At 67.0% G+C, this 19,322-nt stretch carries 12 protein-coding genes, 2 tRNA genes and 1 pseudogene; 6 read left to right on the top strand and 9 right to left on the bottom strand.

Features of this window, described 5'->3' with window-relative positions; translation table 11 throughout:
- Positions 1–401 precede the first annotated feature (401 nt).
- Positions 402–2,132, top strand: coding sequence for a glycerol-3-phosphate dehydrogenase/oxidase (locus tag M3T53_RS09430; RefSeq protein ID WP_272434274.1), 1,731 nt, complete (start codon positions 402–404; stop codon positions 2,130–2,132).
- 226 nt (positions 2,133–2,358) lie between these two features.
- On the opposite strand, the gene M3T53_RS09425 is transcribed toward M3T53_RS09430, so the two are convergent.
- Positions 2,359–3,867, bottom strand: coding sequence for a Na+/H+ antiporter NhaC family protein (locus M3T53_RS09425; protein WP_272434273.1), 1,509 nt, complete (start codon positions 3,865–3,867; stop codon positions 2,359–2,361).
- A 140-nt stretch (positions 3,868–4,007) separates the two neighbouring features.
- Positions 4,008–5,354: an alpha-L-fucosidase gene (locus tag M3T53_RS09420; protein WP_272434272.1), complete on the bottom strand. Its 1,347-nt coding sequence runs from the start codon at positions 5,352–5,354 to the stop codon at positions 4,008–4,010.
- 439 nt (positions 5,355–5,793) lie between these two features.
- On the opposite strand from M3T53_RS09420, the gene M3T53_RS09415 reads away from it, so the two are divergent.
- The 3 genes from M3T53_RS09415 (at position 5,794) to M3T53_RS09405 (ending at position 7,858) form a co-directional block, all read left to right on the top strand.
- Positions 5,794–5,883: transfer RNA gene (locus tag M3T53_RS09415), tRNA-Ser, on the top strand.
- 125 nt (positions 5,884–6,008) lie between these two features.
- Complete coding sequence (locus M3T53_RS09410; RefSeq protein WP_272434271.1) at positions 6,009–6,476, top strand: hypothetical protein; 468 nt, start codon at positions 6,009–6,011, stop codon at positions 6,474–6,476.
- 677 nt (positions 6,477–7,153) lie between these two features.
- Positions 7,154–7,858 carry a hypothetical protein gene (locus tag M3T53_RS09405; RefSeq protein ID WP_272434270.1) on the top strand — a complete coding sequence of 235 codons (705 nt, stop codon included), beginning with the start codon at positions 7,154–7,156 and terminating at the stop codon, positions 7,856–7,858.
- Between the two features lie 156 nt (positions 7,859–8,014).
- Here M3T53_RS09405 and M3T53_RS09400 read toward each other — a convergent pair whose 3' ends face one another.
- The 4 genes and pseudogenes from M3T53_RS09400 to M3T53_RS09385 form a co-directional block, all read right to left on the bottom strand.
- Positions 8,015–8,257: a hypothetical protein gene (locus M3T53_RS09400; protein WP_272434269.1), complete on the bottom strand. Its 243-nt coding sequence runs from the start codon at positions 8,255–8,257 to the stop codon at positions 8,015–8,017.
- A 317-nt stretch (positions 8,258–8,574) separates the two neighbouring features.
- Positions 8,575–9,744: pseudogene (locus tag M3T53_RS09395) on the bottom strand (IS3 family transposase).
- Between the two features lie 713 nt (positions 9,745–10,457).
- Positions 10,458–11,927, bottom strand: a complete 1,470-nt coding sequence (locus tag M3T53_RS09390; protein ID WP_272434268.1) for an ATP-binding protein — start codon at positions 11,925–11,927, stop codon at positions 10,458–10,460.
- Between the two features lie 955 nt (positions 11,928–12,882).
- A tRNA-Ser gene (locus tag M3T53_RS09385) sits at positions 12,883–12,967 on the bottom strand.
- Positions 12,968–13,257: 290 nt separating this feature from the next.
- Between M3T53_RS09385 and M3T53_RS09380 the strand changes: the two genes are divergently transcribed.
- Positions 13,258–13,827 carry a hypothetical protein gene (locus M3T53_RS09380; RefSeq protein ID WP_272434266.1) on the top strand — a complete coding sequence of 190 codons (570 nt, stop codon included), beginning with the start codon at positions 13,258–13,260 and terminating at the stop codon, positions 13,825–13,827.
- 140 nt (positions 13,828–13,967) lie between these two features.
- On the opposite strand, the gene M3T53_RS09375 is transcribed toward M3T53_RS09380, so the two are convergent.
- Entirely contained in the window at positions 13,968–14,702 is a 735-nt protein-coding gene (locus tag M3T53_RS09375) for a glutamine amidotransferase-related protein (RefSeq protein WP_272434265.1), read from the bottom strand.
- Positions 14,703–14,929: 227 nt separating this feature from the next.
- Positions 14,930–15,397 carry a hypothetical protein gene (locus M3T53_RS09370; protein ID WP_272434264.1) on the bottom strand — a complete coding sequence of 156 codons (468 nt, stop codon included), beginning with the start codon at positions 15,395–15,397 and terminating at the stop codon, positions 14,930–14,932.
- A gap of 198 nt (positions 15,398–15,595) precedes the next feature.
- On the opposite strand from M3T53_RS09370, the gene M3T53_RS09365 reads away from it, so the two are divergent.
- Positions 15,596–16,972: a uracil-xanthine permease family protein gene (locus tag M3T53_RS09365; RefSeq protein ID WP_272434263.1), complete on the top strand. Its 1,377-nt coding sequence runs from the start codon at positions 15,596–15,598 to the stop codon at positions 16,970–16,972.
- A gap of 55 nt (positions 16,973–17,027) precedes the next feature.
- On the opposite strand, the gene M3T53_RS09360 is transcribed toward M3T53_RS09365, so the two are convergent.
- Positions 17,028–18,941, bottom strand: coding sequence for an L-serine ammonia-lyase, iron-sulfur-dependent, subunit alpha (locus M3T53_RS09360; protein ID WP_272434262.1), 1,914 nt, complete (start codon positions 18,939–18,941; stop codon positions 17,028–17,030).
- Positions 18,942–19,322: the final 381 nt, after the last annotated feature.

The raw sequence follows: 19,322 nt of genomic DNA, 5'->3' as shown, positions 1-19,322 counted from the left end.
GGTGGGGCGGAGTCGTCGAGGCCGGGGCGGGCTGGCGGGGGCCGGTGCCGATGGCGCGTGCGTGTGTCGGGGCGGCGCCTGCGACCCCTACCGGCGCACGGGGAGGCCGTAGCGCGTGCCGGCGCCGGGGGTGGCGCTCGGCCGAGCCGGGCGGTTGGGGCGCGCCGAGGGGGCGGCGAGGGACTGAGCGCGCCCTCGGTCCCGGGGCGCCTATGCGAGCGGATGGCACGGGCGGACGAGGGGCTGAGGCCGACCTCAGTGATATGAGAAAGGATTCGCTGGCCTAATAGCGGTGTGCACAAACGTTCTTCGGTCGTGCGCATCGTCCCCTCGGTTGACATCCTGGATACCGACTGCCGAGGACGCCCGTCCCAGGCCTCCGCCCACCATCAGGAGACCCCATGACCATCCCCCTCACGGACACCGCCCTGACCCGCGACCAGCGCGCCGCCGCGCTCGACGCCATGACCGGCGCAGAACCCCTCGACATCCTCGTCGTCGGCGGAGGAGTGACCGGCGCCGGCATCGCCGTCGACGCCGCCAGCCGCGGCCTGCGCACCGGCATCGTCGACATGGGGGACTGGGCCTCCGGCACCTCCTCCTGGTCCTCCAAACTCGTCCACGGCGGACTGCGCTACCTCTACCAACTCGACTTCGCCCTCGTCCACGAGGCGCTGACCGAGCGCGGCCGCCTCCTGACGACCACCGCCCCCCACCTCGTCAAGGCCCAGCCCTTCCTCTGGCCGCTCAAGCACCACTACGAGCGCACCTACTCCGCCGTCGGCGTCGGCATGTACGACGCCCTCGCCCTGGCCGGCGCCCGCGGGCGCGCGACCGTCCCCATGCAGAAGCACCTCGGCAAGAAGGGCACCGCCGCCCTCGCCCCCGCGCTCGACACCTCCGACCTGGCCGGCGCCATCCGCTTCTACGACGCCCGAGTCGACGACTCGCGCCTCGTCATCGACCTCGTCCGCACCGCCGTCGGCCTGGGCGCCCTGGCCGCCAACCGCACGCGCGTCACCGACTTCCTCAAGGACCCCCGCGGCGCCGTCTGCGGCGCCGTCGTCGAGGACCGCGAAACCGGCGCCATCCGCCAGATCCGCGCCTCCCGCGTCATCAACGCCACCGGCGTGTGGACCGAAGAGACCCAGGACCTCGCCACCGACGCCGGAGGCCTCAAAGTCCTCGCGTCCAAGGGCATCCACATCGTCGTCCCCAAGGAATCCATCGACGCCGAATCCGGCATCTTCCTGCGCACCGAGAAATCCGTCCTCTTCATCATCCCCTGGCCCCGCTACTGGGTCATCGGCACCACCGACACCCCGTGGACGGAGGACGTCTCCAAGCCGGTCGCCACCCGCGCCGACATCGACTACATCCTCGACCACGCCAACTCCGTCCTCGCCCGTCCCATCGGCCGCGACGAGATCATCGGCGTCTACGCGGGCCTGCGCCCCCTCCTCCAGCCCCAGCTGCGCCCCGGCGCCGAGACCGCGTCGACGAAAGTCTCGCGCGAGCACACCGTCACCCGCGTCGCCCCCGGCCTGACCGCCATCGCCGGCGGCAAACTGACGACCTACCGGGTCATGGCCGAGGACGCCGTCGACCACGCCCTCGGTAAGCCCATGGCCGAGGCCCATCCCTCCAAGACCGCGGACCTGCCCCTCGTCGGCGCCCTGCGCTACCGCAGGGTCGCCGCCGGCGCCGGCGCGATCGCCCGCGAACGAGGATGGGCGCTCTCGCGCGTCGACCACCTCCTCGACCGTTACGGCGACGAGGTCCCCGCGATCCTCGACCTCATCGACTCCGAACCCGAGGCCCGCTACGGCGAGCCGCTGGCCGCCGCGCCCGCGTTCCTGCGCGCCGAGGTCGCCTGGGCGGTCACCCACGAGGGAGCCGCCCACCTCGACGACGTCCTCCTGCGCCGCGTGCGCCTCGACCTCGAGCAGCGCGACCGGGGGCTGTCCGCCGCCGACGAGGTCCTCGACATCATGGCCGGACTGCTCGGCTGGGACGACGAGGCCGTCGCCGCCGAGAAGACCGCCTACGAGTCGCGCGTCGCCGACCTGGCCGCCGCCGAGGAGGAGACGACCGACGCGGCCGCCGTCGCCCGCGTCTCCACCGCGGTCTGACCGATCGGGCCGGGCACGAACACGGCCGTGGGGCCTAGGGGCACGCCTCCTCGGCCTCACGGCCTATCGCGGCGCCCCGCCCCGAGCCGAACCCCTCGAAGGGGCCCCGAACTCACCAATCGGGGCGCCGAACGCGCAATGCTCCGCGAGCGCCGACCGGGGTAGTGGGTCGGCGGGCCGGCGGGCTAGCGGGCCGGCGGGTCGGGCGCCGCCGGCCCCGACCCGGTCAGGCCCGCGCCGCCGCTTTCCTCCTGTCGGAGTAGAAGCAGCCGATCCCGGTGATCGCCAGGACGGGGGCGATGATGAAGTTGATGATCTGCAAGAACATGAACGGCAGATAGTCGACGTAGGCGACGCCCAGAGTCGTCACCATGTAGATGCCCGTCGTCGTCCACGGCAGCATCGGCTCGATGAACGTCCCGTAGTCCTCGATCGACCGCGACAGGACCTTGCGGGGCACGCCCGCCTCGTCGTACTTCGGGCCGAAGGCCGTGCCGACGATGAACGCCGTCGCGTACTGGTTCGACGAGAAGCCGTTGACGAACGCGGAGGCCACGAGCGACGACAGGATCACCGACCGGCGCGACTTGGCCCAGCTGAAGGCCCTGTTGACGACGACCTCCATCGAGTTGAGGACGTCCATCGCGCCGATGAACATGAAGACGAACAGGGTGATGCACACGGCGGAGGCCATCGAGTACAGGCCGCCGCGGGTGACGATCGCCTCGGCCTGCTCGTTGAGGGCCGCCCCGCCGTCGGCGAGGAACTCCGGTGTGAAGCCGTTCATCAGCGTGGAGATCAGGTCGGTGAAGCTCGTTCCCTGGACGAGGACGGCGATGAGCGCCGCCGACGCGATCGAGAAGAACAGGGTCGGCAGCGGCGGCTTGCGCCAGATGGCGCCGACGATGACGACGAGGATCGGGATGAGGACGAGCAGGTTGAAATCGAACGCGCCCGACAGGGCGTCGGCCGTCGGCGCCGTGAACTGCGAGATGTCCGTGTTCGTCGAGGCCGGGACGATGAAGCCGGCGGCCCCGTAGAGGGCGGCGGCGACGAGGTACGACGGGCCGGTCGTGTTGAGCATCGAGCGGACGTGGTCGTAGACGGGGATCTGGGCGCCCATGGCCGCCATGTTCGTCGTGTCCGACAGGGGGGACATCTTGTCGCCGAAGTAGGCGCCGCCGATGATGGCGGCCGCGAGCAGCCCCATGTGGGCACCGGTGGCGGTGCCGACGGCGATGAGGACGACGCCGATGGTGCCCGCCGACCCCCAGGAGGTGCCCGTTGCGAGGGAGAACACGGAGGTGATGAGGAATGCGACGAGGTAGATCCACGCGGGGTTGATGATCTCCATCCCCCAGTAGACGAGCATCGGGATCGTGCCCGACGCGGTCCACGAGCCGATGAGCAGGCCGATGGACATGAGCATCCAGATGGCCGTCAGCGCCGTCAGGGTGCGGGCGCCCATCTTCTCGGTGATCTGATCGAAGGTGAAGCCGAGGAAGAACAGGAGGCACCAGGTGCACAGGGCGCCGATGGCGAAGGTGAACTCCAGCGGCCACGAGTCCAGTCCGAAGGCGAGGGGGCCGATGACCATGCCCCACAGGATGAGGACGACGAGGAGCAGGACGGGCGCGAGGGCATGCCAGAAGGCGATCGGGCGGGTGGGGCCGCCGGTGGGAGTGTCGGGCGTCGCGGGCGGCCGCGCGGGGGCCGGGGCGGTGGGCTGGGTCATGGGTGCTTCTCCTGTATCGATCGGGATCGGGATCGGGGTGAGGATCGGGGGCGGACGGGGCCGGGCGATGGGCTCGGATGGCCGGCCCGGATGGCGGCCCCGCCCCCGTCCGACGAGCGGTCGGGGGCCGCGCCCCGGGATCAGGCGAGGACGAGGCGCACGACGACGGGGCAGCCGTCGGCGCGCGGCGCGGGCGCGGTGAACGAGACCGACGAGGCCGACGCCTCGACCTCGATCGTCCCGCCCGAGGCCAGGTCGTGCGCGGAGACGACCGCCGCGCCCTCGGGGTGGGCGAGGGCGATGCGTCGCGCCCCGCCCTCGACGATGGCGAACACCTGGGATCCGGCGGAGGTCAGATGGACCCCCTCGGCGCCGTCGGCCGGCGACCATCCGGCGGCGGGAGTCGTGTCGTAGATGGCGCTCCCGTGGTCGTCCATCCACGCGCCGATCTGGAGGAGCCGCTCCTGCTGGAGGACGTCGATGCGGCCGTCGGCGGTGGGCCCGACGTTGAGCAGGAAGTTGCCGCCCTGGGAGACGGTCCGCACGAGGAGGGAGACGAGCTCCGGGGCGGTCGCGTAGTCCTCGATGTTCTCGGCCCGGTTGAAGCCGTAAGAGCCGCCGATGCCGCGGGACTCCTCCCACGGGTGGGCTGTGCCGAAGCCCTCGACGTCCTGGTACTCGGTGGAGTAGTAGTCGCCGTGGGTCCCGGGCATGCCGACGTGCATCCGGTCGTTGACGACGACCTCGTCGCGGTTGGGGGCCTGGGAGTAGAGCCATCCGAGGAGCTTGCGGGTCTGGGCGTAGTCCTCGGTCAGGTCCCATTCACCGCCGTCGGTGTAGATCACCGAGGGCGCGTACCGGGTGTTGAAGTCCTTCCACTGCTCCTCGAGGATCTCGGTGGGGTAGTCCTCCTCGGGGATGCCGAAGAGCTCGGCGTCGCGCTCGGGGATAAAATGGCCGCCGTCTACTCGGTGGGAGCGGTTCGTCTCCCAGTCGATCATCGAGTAGTACAGGCCCATTCTCAGGCCGGCGCGACGCACGGCGTCCGCCAGGTCGCCGACGAGGTCGCGGCGCGGGCCGACGTCCCCGGCGTTCCAGTCCTTCTTGTGAGGGTTGTCCGTGGGCCACAGGCAGTAGCCGTCGTGGTGCTTGGAAGTCAGGACCACGTATCGGGCACCGGCCCGTTTGAACAGGTCCGCCCAGCGATCGGGGTCGAAGAGCTCGGCGGTGAAGTCCTTGGCGAAATCGCGGTAGAGGGCGTCGCCGTAGTGGCGCTGGTGGAAGTCGCCGTCGGCGTTGCGGTACGGGCCGTAGACGGAGGCGTAGTACCACTCGGCGTAGGAGCCGAACTGCTCGTTCGACAGGGTGCGCCATGCGGGGACGGAGAAGACCCCCCAATGGATGAAGATGCCGAACTTGGCGCGGGTGAACCACGTGGGGCAGGGGCGGGCGTCGATTTCGTCCCAGGTGGGCTCGGGCGCGGTCATCGAGAGTCCTCCTTGATTCTTCGCCTTGATCCCTCAGTATCCCGGGGGAGGGGGCGCGGGGCGAGGCCGATCCCTGATGGTGGGCCGGGTTTGGCGGGGCGGGGGTCGTATGGCCTGCCTCCGACGGCGGGACGGGGACTTCGGTCCTACTTTTCGGGTTCTATGGGATCCGCGGTTCGCGCGGGCGCCGGCCGCGCGGGGGCGCGGGTGCGAGAAAGCGATGCGAGCTGTGATCGCGAGGTTCTCGGGGATCGGCGGCCCCCGAGGAGGGGAGTGTGGGTGCGAGGGGGTTATCAGGGGCGTTGTGACGCCATGGTGTCGGGGGCGGCCGGGCGATCCCGCCGTGCGGGGCCGGGCGATGCCGGTCGTGTGCCTCTGGTCGCAGTCCGGGTGGGGGTTGGCGTTGGGTGGCGTCTGGCGTGTAAACTGTCCGGCACAAGGTAGCGTGTCCGAGCGGCCGAAGGTGCAGCACTCGAAATGCTGTGTGGTGTCACAGCCACCCTGGGTTCAAATCCCAGCGCTACCGCCACGAGAGCCCCCGGGATTCCAACGAAAACGGAACCCCGGGGGTCTTTCGTCGATAGCGCGGCGAACAAATGGCGAACACTGGGAAGAGTCTCGGCGAGCGGTGAGGCACAACCGAAAGGCCCCACAATGTCCCGGACAGTCATCCCCGCGGCGGACATCGCGAACGCTGCCCTTCCGCTTCGCCGGATCGTCTTCGGCTCCGACCCGCTCACCTTGAGCAGGCACCCTCACCATTACGCTGATCCTGCGATGAGGTTTTCGGCCGTCGTCCTGGGGCGCGATGACAACACGGGCGGTTCGGTTGAAATCGATGTGCTGATGTGGGATACCACTGTGGGGCGCAACGGGTGGGGCGAGCAGGTCCGCGATTCCACGCTTAATCACTTCGGAATCACGCTTACCCGTGGCGAGGCCCTTGCGTTGGCGGCTGATCTCACCGAAGCAGCGAATAGCGTCGGAGAATCAGATGAAACGCCATTGCCCGCCATGGGCACCCCGTATGCGTTCCGAGAGTCGCGCCACCCGCGCATGACGGCCACGGGTTGCACTCCCGCATGCTCTCACGCTCCCATCGCCGAGGGGGTGGCTCGATGAGTGTTGCGACGATTCGCGCCCAGGATCTGACTTCCGCCTGTTGGTGGAAGCCCTCCGTGTTGTCGGCGGACCCGATCGATCCTGGCACCTGGTATCGCAGTCTCGTCGTCGAGGTCGAGGGGGACGGCGCGGGGATCCTCCTTGAGGTCACGGTGAATGATGAAGGGGGGCCGCTGGTAGATGTTCTGACTGCTGAGCACACTGTCTGGGATCTGTCGGCGCTCAGGTGCGCGCTCGCGGATCTGATTCCTCGCCTGGAGGCCTTGCCGACGTGTAGGTAGTGCCCAGGTACGTAAGAATTCGGTGGTGCGTTCGCCTTTCTATGGCGTTCGGCTAACATGCCTGAGTGCGGGGCCCCTGCGGGCCGGGAGCAACTTCGTTTTGTTCCCGACTCGCAGGGGTGTCCGTTATTGCCAGCCGAACCCGAGACGCCTGACGGGCGCGCAAGAAACGCGGTTTCCCTTCCCTTGGTTCCCTCCCTCTGGATCATTGCATTTGCTAGTGCGCGCGAGGGGCTGGGGTTCCTGGGGGTGGGCACAATGTGCCTACCCGGTGTGTGCTGCGAGAGTGTCTTGCTGATCGCGTCTGTGGGGCCTAAAATGACTTTGTGTCGCCCTAGGGCTTCCGGTTTACTCGCTGCGTCGAGTCTGGACCCCTAGGGCATTAGTCTTGGTGCTATGCCGCAAGATCCCGCCTCTGTACCGTCCCTGCGTGCTGCTATTGGAGAGGCGCGACTCAAGCACTATTTGGACCGCTATGACGGCCGTGAGGACCTGGCGTTGCGGTTGTACATGTGGAACCTCGAATTATCCTCGGCCTTCTGGGGTTCTTTGAGCCTATTGGAAGTCACGCTTCGGAATCGTCTCCAGGGGGCATTTCGTCCCTATGGGCTGCAAGGTGGGTGGCTTGCATCGCACTTGGACCGACGAGAACGAGAGGCCTTGACTCGTGCTCAAGATGACCTTCGACGCTCTTTGGGGGCCGAACCTTCTGACGATGACCTCGTGGCGGGCTTATCGTTGGGATTCTGGGTGGGGTTGCTCAATGCCGGACAGCCAAGAAACCGGGATCTGAACTACGAAACGGTCTTGTGGCGGCCGTACCTGCACAAGGCGTTCCCAAACATGCCGAAGGATTCTGGGGGCTACCCGAGTCGAAGACGCGCTCACACGCTCTTGAACGGCATTCGGGTGTTTCGTAACAGGGTTGCCCATCATGAGCCGGTGTGGAGGGGACGACATCGAGAAATGCTTGACTCCATTGTGACTGTTGCGCGTTATATGGATGCGGATGTGGCGGCGTTCATGGAACAAGCTCAGCGGGTCGATGAAGCCTTGAATCGCCAGAGGATAGCAGTGACGGACGGCGTGTGTGTCATCTGAGCACCGCCACATCTGTATGACGGGGGGACGGGATGTCCTCGTGTAGAAGACATCCCGTCCCTTTAACAGCCCCGGAAAATCTTGAACCCGACGCGCACTTTTCACGTCTTACCGGCGGTCTATCGGGTGGGGTGTTCGGGGCTACCCCCTGGGGGGTTACTTCATCCATCGCTTCCGAAGCGTCACGTATTCTTTGAGGATTCGTGTCAGGCGTTCGGCGTCTTCGAGGTCGCGGATTTGGACCTCGGGGACGTTGAGGATGGGGCCTGTGTCTGTGTCGGTGTGGGGACCGACGCCGTGGATGGTGAATGTGTGGCCGTTGATGGTTCCGGCGTTGCGCGTGCCGTCATGGCGGTTGATCATCGTCTGGTTCCCTTTCGTGGTTGTGGAGGGCTTCATGATGCTGCGCCGTTGAAGTTGAGCGTGAGCTCGGTTTCTTCGGGAGTGGGTTCCGTGGGGCTGGGGAATTCGGGGCGAGTGATGGGGGGTTGGCCTTCCTTGTGCCATTGGGAGGCTTTGGCGGGGTCGAGGATGTAGGGCCGTTCTCCGGTTTCGAGGATTCGCCCCCATTGGGGGTGCTCCCACTGGTGGCGTCGTGGCAGGGGTTGAGTCCCTGGCGGGGGTGACCCGAGTGACCCAACCGCGGAATCGTGCGGTTTGCGCAAGGTCGGTTGGGTCATCGGTTGGGTTGAAGCGTCCTGGGTTTTGTTCCGCTTCTATGCTCCAACAAGGGTTGGGGCGTGGTGGTGATTGTATGCGTCTTGTGTTTCTTGCGGGGTGCGGTAGTTGAGGGCGTGGTGGAGGCGTTTCGTGTTCCACCAGTGGACCCATCCGGCGGTGGCGAGTTCGACGTGGTCCAGGCCGGCCCATGGGCCTTGCAGGTAGATGAGTTCGGTCTTGTACAAACCGTTGATGGTTTCAGCCAGCGCGTTGTCGTAGGAATCTCCCACACTGCCCGTCGAGGCTGTGATCTTGTAGTCCTCGAGGGCGTTCGTGTAGTCGATGGACAGGTACTGGGTGCCGTGATCGGAATGGTGAACGAGTCCCGATAGGCGTCCTTTCGATACGGTGATCGCCCAGTGGAGAGCTTCGAGAGGGAGTTCTTGGGCCGTCAGGGCGGCTTTCGTGGACCAGCCGACAATTCTTGCGGGAGTAGACGTCGGTGATGAACGCCGTGTAGACGAACCCGCATCGCGTGCGCACATAGGTGATGTCTGCGACCCATAGCTTGTTGGGAGCGTCTGCTCTGAAGTTGCGTTTGACGAGGTCAGGACGCGCATCCGTGCCCTTGGCGGGGCGCGTGGTGATGGGGAATCGTCCGCGTCGCATCCCGCTTAAGCCCGCGGCCTTCATGAGGCGAGCGACTTGGTTGCGCCCGACGTCCCAGCCTTGTCGGCGCATCTGGTGCCACATCTTGCCGATCCCGTACACGCCGTAGTTATCGGCGTGAACCTGCTTGACGACGTCGAGGAGAACCGCATCACTGCGCGCCCTGGCCCAGGCCGGGCGGCTTCGAGCCGCCCGGTATCCCCGAGAGGTGATGAACCCCGGGAAATACTCTCCCATAGTCCGGCAAATGGGCCAGGTCCCGAAACGATCCTTGTGCTCGGTGATGAAACGGATCATCGCGGGCCGGGACGACCTGGCTCCGCTGCGAAAAAAGCTGAGGCGGCTTTCAAAATCTCGTTGGCTCTGCGAAGCTCGCGATTCTCACGAACCAGGCGCCGATTCTCGGCCTGAAGATCCTCCTTCTAGACAACGGGCCTGTGGGCATCCTCGCCCAAACCGCGCCCACGAAGCCAACCCCGAATCGTATGAGGAGACACCCCCAGCACCTCGCCGACCCCCACAGCCGCCAACCACTGGGACACCCCCTCAACCCGCATCCGTTCCTCGGCCAAACGAACCGCCCGCTAACGGAACTCCACCGAATACTGCCGTGCCATAACACCGATCCTTTCTCAAACTGGACCGGAACAAAACCCAGAACGCTTCACTCCGCGACGACGCTGACCTGAACGACGCGATCCGGGCCGCTCACCCTGACAAGCACGCCGCCCGCTGACTGTTGCGGGACGGGCGGTGTACCTGACGGCATGAGCACCCGTACCGCCGCCCCTCTTGCTGTCGCGTCCACTATCTCCACTGGGCCGATGCCGTCGACTGCCGCCAGGCTCGCTCGGTGCATTTTTGGCTGCTGCGTCGCGCCAGGCGCTCCCGATCCGCGTCGAGCGTCGCAGCGGTACCGACCCGCGCCGCCAGGCCGGTACCGGGTGGTGGGTGTTCGGTGGGGTCGAGGGCGATCTGCTCGAACGTGGCCAACACCGTCCGCTCCACGAGCGTCGAGATTTCAATGGAGCGGATCGACCGGTGGCAGCCACCCCGTGTGGACTTGGAGGCGCTGGTAGACGGGACCGCGGTGAATCATCGTCGTCCCGCACCCAGAGCAGCGGATCAACTCTGAGAACGATGCGGTCGCGTTGTCTTACGGGACCGGCAGTTATCCCATCAGCGCTCCGGTTATCTTAAAAACCTGGAAGTTATCTCATAACTCGTGTTGTTATCTCATCAGTTGAAGAAGAGGGGTGAGGGTGGACCATCATGGCTTGACGCTTGGGGAGAGGCCGTAGCGGGTGCCGCGGCGGTTGCCCATCCGGACCGCCAGCCCTCGAGCGACGAGATCCTTGAGATCGGATCGAGCGGTCGTCGAGTCGACCCCGGCGAAGCTGCGATAGTCGCCATTGGACAATGGGCCGACTGCGCGCATGCGCAGGAGCGCCTCCTTCTGGGCTCTGCTGAGTCCGGTGGTCTTCACGGTCCCCAGCCAGGTGAGATCACCGGAGGAATACATCGCATGGTTGGGGAAGACGACGGTGAAACGCAGTCCGTTGTCAATGAAGCGGGGAGGCTCCAGACCGGCCTCCGCCAGAGCGTCCCGGACCGTCCTGATCCCGGTCCCCATGGCTTCGATCACGCGATGATCGCGTCCGCCCACGTGCCTGCAGATTCCATACAGGAACTCGTTGACCGCGCTCTTCCCGTCCGGCGTCCCGAGCTGGTCGACGCTCAGGCCCCACAGGCCGCCGGGGCTGGTGAGAACCAGTCCTGTGCTTGTCAGGCGCAACTCAACTACCCGTCCGCTTGTTGCCTCTGACAGATCGCGGTGGACGAGTGCGTTGGCGACGACCTCTCTGACGGCGACGAGCGGGACTGAGAAGGTGGTGTCGGCGCGTCCATCGGTGTTGACCACCATGGAACTGGAGATGTTCTGAGCAACCCATTCGACCGTGTTGTCGAGGATAGTGGGCAGCGGGCCGGTGAAGTCCTTCCGGTTGGACGCGCGGTGGGTGGGGTTCTGGGAACTGTTAGTTGTCACCGCTGCGGTGAGGCTGAGGTGGGGGAGGTGCTGCTGGGGGTAGACGCCCAGTGCATAGAGTCCTGCAACCGTTGCCTCTCCGGAGCCTGTAAGTGCGTTCATCCGCAACAGGATGTCGTCGTTGGTGGCGTTCTGCAGGGCCGGGGTGGAGCGCCGGACGGAAGTGGCGAAGTCGGCGATGCGGGCCGGGTCCAGGTCGCTGATGTTCGTGCCTGGGACGATGGCCCGGTCATCCCGGGGCCTGTCATGACGTCGAAGAAGCTGCTGCTGCTCCTGAAGCGACATGGTGTAGTCGCCGTCGTACTGGCGAACGTAGGCCTTGCCGTGCCAGGCGACCGGTTTGCGGCTGATGGGCGCCTCGTCGACGTTGACGGCGACGACTGTGGTCTCGCCCAGACGGATACTCGCGGTGTGAACTGTCAGTGGGGGAGCGAATCCGTTGCGAGCCAGGTTCGTGACCTGTTGCGCGAGGGCGTGAGGGTCGTCCACTCCCGTGAGTGGATCGTCCTGGCGTTCGTTGACGCCGAGGAGGATGACGCCGCCTCCAGGCAGGTTCGCCAGTGAGCACAGCGACGGGGCCAGGCTGTCTGCGGAGAACTCGGAAAAGGTCTTGGCCTCGATGTCGAGCGAGTCGCCCTGATCGAGGGCGAGCCGAGCGAGTGCTCCCTGAAGGTCCTCAGGTGTGGTGATCACGTCTTCATGTTATCTCATAGAATGCAGAGTTATCTATTTTAAATTCCCAGTTATCTAAAAAACCGCGCAGTTTTCTCAATACTTGGAGGTTATCTCATGGTCGAAGGGGCTTGTGGGCCGGGCTGAGCGGGACATCTGCCGACCGTAACTTTTCCGGGACCCGCTCTGGTCACCTTCCACTCTCTTGTGTAACGAGTAGTTCCAACGTTGCATGACGCCGTTCCGCTCAACGCGGGGTGTCGGCGAGCAGGACGGGTGGACGTCTCAGGCAGGCACTGGTGCGGATGGCATCATCCGATTAGCTGAGCTGGTAGGGCGACGCCGGTAGCCGTTGCGTCAGGTGAGGTGGAACGGTCATTGCGCGGGCCGCCGACTCCACACGAGGACGCATCACGAATAGCCGTCGTACCTGACTCGTGCCGCTTGTGGGGTTCTGGCTTCCTGGGGGGCTTTTCGTCGCAATGGCGTAGCGGTCTAGTGTTCTCGGGCACCAAGAGGGTGGGGCCCAGGTGGGTGAGGCCCTATCCGCGCATGGCGCGCGCCGCCTCAGGCGCTACCGCTGCGCAAGTCGTGGACAAGAAGAACGGCAAGCGCGCAATCCTGGAGCACCTCGACTCAGCTCGCCACGATGCCGAGCCGGACGCACGCCGTAACCCCGCCGCCGACTAGGCCGTGTGGAACAAGCCGGTCGTGATCTAGATGGGGATCGCGCCGAGGGAGATTCCGGCATGATCGCCGGCGATGCGACCATTTCGCCGGCGCGGCTCACATAGCCCGAGAAGGCGAGGATTCCAGGTCCTATGACCTCACAGGAACCTGGCGTCTACTTCCGATCCCCATCGGAACGGTGTGGCCCTCTAGTGCGCCCAGCCATAACCGGAGGCGTATCAGACTCCAAGTTTCTTTGTCCTGGCAAGAAAAACCCCTCGGGCCGACGAGGTCCCGAGGGGGTTTGCGGAGGATGGGGGATTCGAACCCCCGAGGGCTTGCACCCAACACGCTTTCCAAGCGTGCGCCATAGGCCACTAGGCGAATCCTCCGGCGCCCGTCAACGACGAGCGGTCCCATGGTAGACGACTCGTCGATGAAAACGCGAACCGGACGGATTGCGCAGCGATGACACTCCTCACCGCCCGACATCCCGCCATGCGCCTGCGCACGTCGGTGCCGACCCCCCTCGGAAGAGGGCGAACACCTCGGTGACGAGGGCGTCCGCATGGATCGGGCGCCGAATCCACTGGACCGGCACGCGCGGAACCGCGGATCCGAGAACATCTCCATGTCGAAAACCCCTCTTGCCACCCGTGGTTTCGCCCCGGACAATCGGGATATGAAACGAATGCTCACCATCGCACCCGTCGTTCTCCTCGGCCTCGGCCTGGCCGCCTGCTCGGGCGGAAACGGCGGAGGACCCCAGTCCCAGACCTCCCAGCCGGCCCAGTCGGCGGGGACGTCCTCGTCGACTCCGTCCGCGTCCGCCGCTTCCGGGGATGACTGCCGGGAGTTCCTCGATACCCTGACCGCCGCCTACGAGCCCCTCAATGCGAAGTACGAGGCCGCCGAGCCCTCGCCCGAGGACTATGAGACGATCACCGCCGACCTCGTGGCTGCCGCCGCCCAAGTCACCAGTTCTCTCTCGGATGGCCCGGTCAAGGATGCGTGGATCGACTACCTCGAAGCGGGCGAGGCCATCCGTTCGGTCGATTTCACCAACATGAACCTTGACGACCCCGAGGCCCTCGAGAAGATGCAATCCGATATGACGGCCGCGAGCGAGCGCGTGAAACGAGCGTTGTCGGACCTGTCCGCGCAATGCCCGGAGTTCCAGCAGCGCATCAACGAGGGCATGAACGCTCTCTCGCAGCAGATGGCCGGCTCGATGGAGACCGAAGCCCGCTGACCGTCCGCCCCACGCGGCCCGTCGCGTACGGGACGGGCCAGTCGGCGTCGACAGACGAGGACGCGGCCCGATGCCGCTGAATAATCCGAGAAACCGCGTGCGCGCGCCGGGGGTCAAAGCCCGGCGCGCGCATCGGCTTGTCAGGACGAGAACATCGAGACGAAGTTCTTGAGGATCTGCGCGGCCGGATGGTCGCCGGCGCCCTCGCGCCCGATGCGCAAGAACTCGTCGGGATCGTCGGTGCCGGGGTACCCGGCGTCCTCGTAGCGTTCGAGGGTCCGCGCGATCGACACCGAGTCGAGCTCCGGGTTGAACTGGAGGGCGTAGAACCGCTCTCCGATCCGCATGACCTCGACGGGGCACGTCAAGGAGCGGGCGAGGACGTCGGCACCTGCGGGGACGACCTCGACGGCCTCGTGGTGGCCGACGAATGTCGAGAACTCCCGGTCGAGGCCGGCGAAGATCGGTTCGTCCCAGGCGCCGGTCGTCATGATGATCTCGGCGATCTGGGGGTCTTCGGCCCATCGTCGGCTGACGAGGCCGCCGAGGAAGACGGTGGCGACCTCCGTGCCGAACCCCGTGGTCAAGCAGGGCGTGCCGGCGTCGATGATGTCGCCGAAGAGGCGCATGAGTTCGGACTCGACGGCTTTTTGGGTCGCGGTTTTCGCATCGTCGGCCGTGGTCGTCCCGTAGGAGGATCCGGCGATGACGACGCCGGAGTAGTCGTCGAGGTCGATGTCGGGCAGGCCGAGCATGTCGAGTCGGATCTGTTCGAGACCCTCGGGGGCCAGTCCCATTCCCACGCGGAACGCGTGGTACTCGGCGTCGATCGCCTCGTCCTCGGGACGAGTGGAGACCAAGAGAAAGCGTTTCATGCTCCAACAATAGGTAAAGAACGGGGGTGGGGCGACCGTGTTCACCAGGTCGGCCCTCATGGTCCCGTGCGACGGCGATCCGCCGGGCGGATGAAAAGACGGCGCCCTGCCGGGCCGATAAGAATGGGAACGCGCCCGATCACAGGCGTGTCCGCCCGGGCGGCGCGAGTCCCGCCGCGCGCTCGATCAGGCGCCGGCGCATGAGACCGCCAATGCCGGGCGCGGGGTCAGGACAAGATGAGGTAGGCGATCAGAGCCGACCAGAGCCCGCCGATGACGAGGGAGACGACGGTGGCGGCGATCGCGTCGTGTCGGCCGACGCGGCCGGGCAGGGACATCGCGCGCATCCAGCCGATGAGCCCGAGGATCAGGGAGATCACGGCGATGGGCGCTAGGAGGATCGCGATCAGGCTGAGCCACAGGCCGATCGTGCCGACCGTGTTCGTCACGGGGCCGGGGGAGGTGTAGCCCGGGCCGGCGAAGACGACGGCGGGATCGACCTCGTCGGTCCCGGGGAACGTCGAGGGCCCGGCGGGGGCGGGGGCGTCGGCCGAGCGGGCGCCGGCCCCGTGGGCGAAGCGGTCGCCGGGAGGCGACGACGGGGCCCGGACGGGTTCGTGAGGGGACGACGAGGCCGCGGCGGGGCCGGCGGTCGCGCGCCCCGGGTCGGCGCTTCGGGGGGTGGGTTCGCTCATCGCGGCCAGTGTCGCACACGTCGGCGGCTTATGGACATGCGCTCGGCCGATGCCGGGAGGGCCGGATGAGAGGAGAGGGAGAGGGAATCCGGTCACAAAAAGACGATTTCTCTCAAAAGCGAAAGGAACGGGGGGCTAGCCTGGGATTCCGACCGGTTCAACGGCCCACGCCCATCGACCTGATCGGAGTGCTCACTCATGAGCGAGAAAACCCCCGGATTGTTCCGCTGGAAGTTGCACGGAGACGGCACCACCATTTCCCCCGGAGAGGTCGTGGCCGCCGGGGAGAGACTCTCCTGGCCTCGCACCATCGGGATCGGCGCCCAGCACGTCGTCGCGATGTTCGGTGCGACCTTCCTCGTTCCCCTCCTGACGGGGTTCCCGCCCTCGACGACGCTGTTCTTCAGCGCGATCGGCACCCTCCTCTTCTTCCTCGTGACGGCCGGGCGCCTGCCGTCCTACCTGGGCTCGTCGTTCGCGCTCATCGCGCCGATCGTCGCGGTCAACGGCCAGCTCGGGATGAACTACGCGCAGGGCGGCATCATCGCCACCGGTGTGACGCTGGCCGTCATCGGCCTGATCGTCCATTTCGCCGGGGTGCGGTGGATCGACGCCCTGATGCCCCCGGTCGTCACCGGGGCCATCGTCGCCCTCATCGGTTTGAACCTGGCGCCCGCGGCGTGGAACAACGTCAAGACGGCGCCGCTGACCGCCGTCATCACGATCGCCTCGATCTGCCTGATCACCGTCCTGTTCAAGGGGATCATCGGGCGCCTGTCGATCCTCTTCGGCGTCCTCATCGGCTATGTGGCGGCCGTCGTCCAGGGCGGCCAGGTCGATTTCTCGGCGATCTCCGAGGCCGCCTGGTTCGGCCTGCCGCAGTTCCACACCCCCGCTTTCGACCCGTCGACCCTGGGCCTGTTCATCCCCGTGGTGTTCGTCCTGGTCGCGGAGAACGTCGGTCACGTCAAGTCGGTGTCGGCGATGACCGGCGAGAACCTCGACGACGTCACCGGGCGCGCCCTGCTGGCCGACGGCCTGGCGACCGCGCTGGCGGGCGCGGGTGGCGGCTCGGGCACGACGACGTACGCCGAGAACATCGGCGTCATGGCGGCGACGCGCGTCTACTCGACGGCGGCCTACGTGGTCGCGGCCGTCGTCGCGTTCGCCCTGTCCCTGATGCCCAAGTTCGGCGCGATCATCGCGACGATCCCGGCGGGCGTCCTGGGCGGCGCGGGGACGGTCCTGTACGGGATGATCGGGATGCTCGGCGTGAGGATCTGGGTGCAGAACCGCGTGGACTTCTCGAACCCGGTCAACCTCAACACGGCGGCGGTCTCCCTGGTCGTGGCGATCGCCAACTTCACGTGGTCGCCTTTCGGCCTGACCTTCGAGGGGATCGCCCTGGGCACGGCCTCGGCCCTGCTGATCTACCACGTGATGAAGTGGATCTCGAAGGCTCGGGGCACGAACTTGGAGGCGGCGACGCCGGCGTCTGCGCCGTCGGGCACCGAGTTGGAGTCGGAGGCGTACGCGACCCGTCACCGGTCGGCGCCGGCTGACGGCGTCGACTGAGCGGTGATGCCGCTGGGGGGCGCGGGGCTCGGTGGAGCCCCGCGCCCCCCGCGTTTCAGCATTCGACGACGTTGACGGCCAGGCCGCCCTCGGAGGTCTCCTTGTACTTGGAGAGCATGTCGTTGCCGGTCTGGCGCATCGTCTCGATGACGACGTCGAGGGAGACCGTGTGGCGCCCGTCGCCCCACAGGGCCATGCGCGCGGCGTTGATGGCCTTGACGGCGGCGATGGCGTTGCGCTCGATGCAGGGGATCTGGACGAGTCCGGCCACGGGGTCGCACGTCAATCCGAGGGAGTGCTCCATGGCGATCTCGGCGGCGTTCTCGACCTGCTCGGGGGTTCCTCCGAGGGCTTGGGCGAGTCCGGCTGCGGCCATGGCTGAGGCCGATCCGACTTCCCCCTGGCATCCGACTTCGGCGCCGGCGATGGAGGCGTTGGTCTTGATGAGGCCGCCGATGGCGGTGGCGGCGAGGAGGAATTGGTGGACGGCGCGCCGGCGCGTGGTGTGGGCGTCCTCCGGGGTGTGCACCAGCGTGCTTTTCGACGTGCTTTCGGGGCTGGAAGCGGTGGAAATCGCGTCGAGATGCACGCTGGTGCACAGAGAACGGTCGGAGGAGACGCGCAGGCGCGCGAGGGGAGCGGCTCCGGCGTTGTCGAGGCAGGGGCCGTGGGCGCAGGCGGATCCTGCTTCGGGGCAGTACGAGACGAGGTATCCCAGGACGGCGGGGATGACTCCGGCGGCGCCGTTGGTGGGGGCGGTGACGATGCGGTGGCCGGCGGCGTTCTCCTCGTTGACGGCCAGGGCGAAGAGGTTGACCCAGTCCATGGCGCGCATCGGGTCGTCGGGGGTGGAGGCCCAGCGCGGACCGGTGGCGGCCGGTGCGGATCGGTCGGATGGGTGGTCCGCTGGCGCGGGGCGTTCGGGGGCGTTGGAGGCCCGGTCGGCGAGCTTGGCGGCGAGGGCTTTGGCGCGGCGCGGCACGTCGAGGCCGCCGGGGAGGATGCCCTGGGCGCTGGTTCCGGCGTCGACGCAGTCGAACATGGTGTCGGCGATGCGGTCGAGGTAGTGGTCGAGGGTGGGACGGGGGCGGACGGCTTCTTCGTTGGCGCGGACGAGGTCGGCGATGCTCAGTCCGGAGGTGTCGCAGGCGGCGAGGAGCTGGCGGGCGGAGGAGAAGGGGTGGGGGGCGGGGACGTCGATGCCGACGCCGGTGTGGCCGGTGGCGAGGGAGGCGACTTCGGGGTGGTCGGGGTCGTCGTTGGTTTGGACCATGACGAAGCCGCCGCCGACGGAGTAGTAGGTGCGTTGGAGGATGATCGCCGGATCGTGTTCGGTTCGCGGGGGTGTGTGCTGCTGGGGTGAGTCGGGTTCGGCGTTGGTGACGGTGGGTTCTGGGGCAACGGGACGGGGCGGGACGGCGGGGGTCTCGATGGGGGTCGTTCTATCGACGGCGTCGTGGGGGGCTTCCCAGGCGGTGATGGTCAGGGCGTTGACGTGGTAGGGGAGGATCTGGGCTGGGAGGAAGCGGATATCGGCGGCGAGGTCGAGGCGGGGGCGGGCTCCCGAGGGGAGGGTGAGGCTCCCGGTTTCGACGAGGGTTGGGAGGATGTTTTCGACGGTGGTGATGCTGACGGTTTCGGGGTCGTGTCCGGCGAGGCCGAGGAGGACGGCTCGGTCGGTGGAGTGCCCTCGTCCGGTGGCGCCGAGGGACCCGTAGAGGTCGATGGTGAGGCGGTCGGGTTGGGGGAGGGCGGCGAGTTCGGCGGTGAAGGCGAGGCCGGCGCGCATGGGGCCGACCGTGTGGGATGAGGAGGGGCCGATACCGATGCGGAACATGTCGAAGACGGAGAGGGGGTGGGGGGCGTCCGTGGCGGGCACTTCGCCGGAGACGAGGGCGGCGGGGGTGGGGCGTCCGGCGTCGTAGCGGTTGGGGGTCGCGTGGTCGAGGGCCACGGGGTGCGGATCCATGGGGATATTGTGCCCGAGCGGCGGGCGCGGTGTCGGGGGCGTGGCGGTTTGGAGTTCGGCTGTCGACAGGTGCGGGTGGAGCTTGGCTCGCCGATCACCATCAACATGCCCGTTAGCGAGCTGTCGACAAGTGCGGGTGGAGCTCGGTCGTGGGCCGCGTACTACTGCCGGACGTCTCCAGTTGACTGCACGGGTGTGTGGAGTGCCGGCCGTCCATTACGGCCGCTCCTCATTCCTGGTCCCTGTCTGCACGGGTGTGCGACGTTCGGATTCCCACGTCACCCCGCTGTCGACCGTCCTGGCTGTCTACAGCTGTCTGCATGGGAGTGTGGAGCGGGAAGGTTCGACACGATGAAGAGTGTGAAGCACACGCTGTCTGCA

The organism is Actinomyces sp. B33 (genome assembly GCF_028437565.1).
Classification (GTDB): Bacteria; Actinomycetota; Actinomycetes; order Actinomycetales; family Actinomycetaceae; genus Pauljensenia.
This window is presented reverse-complemented; position numbering and strand designations above follow the sequence as displayed.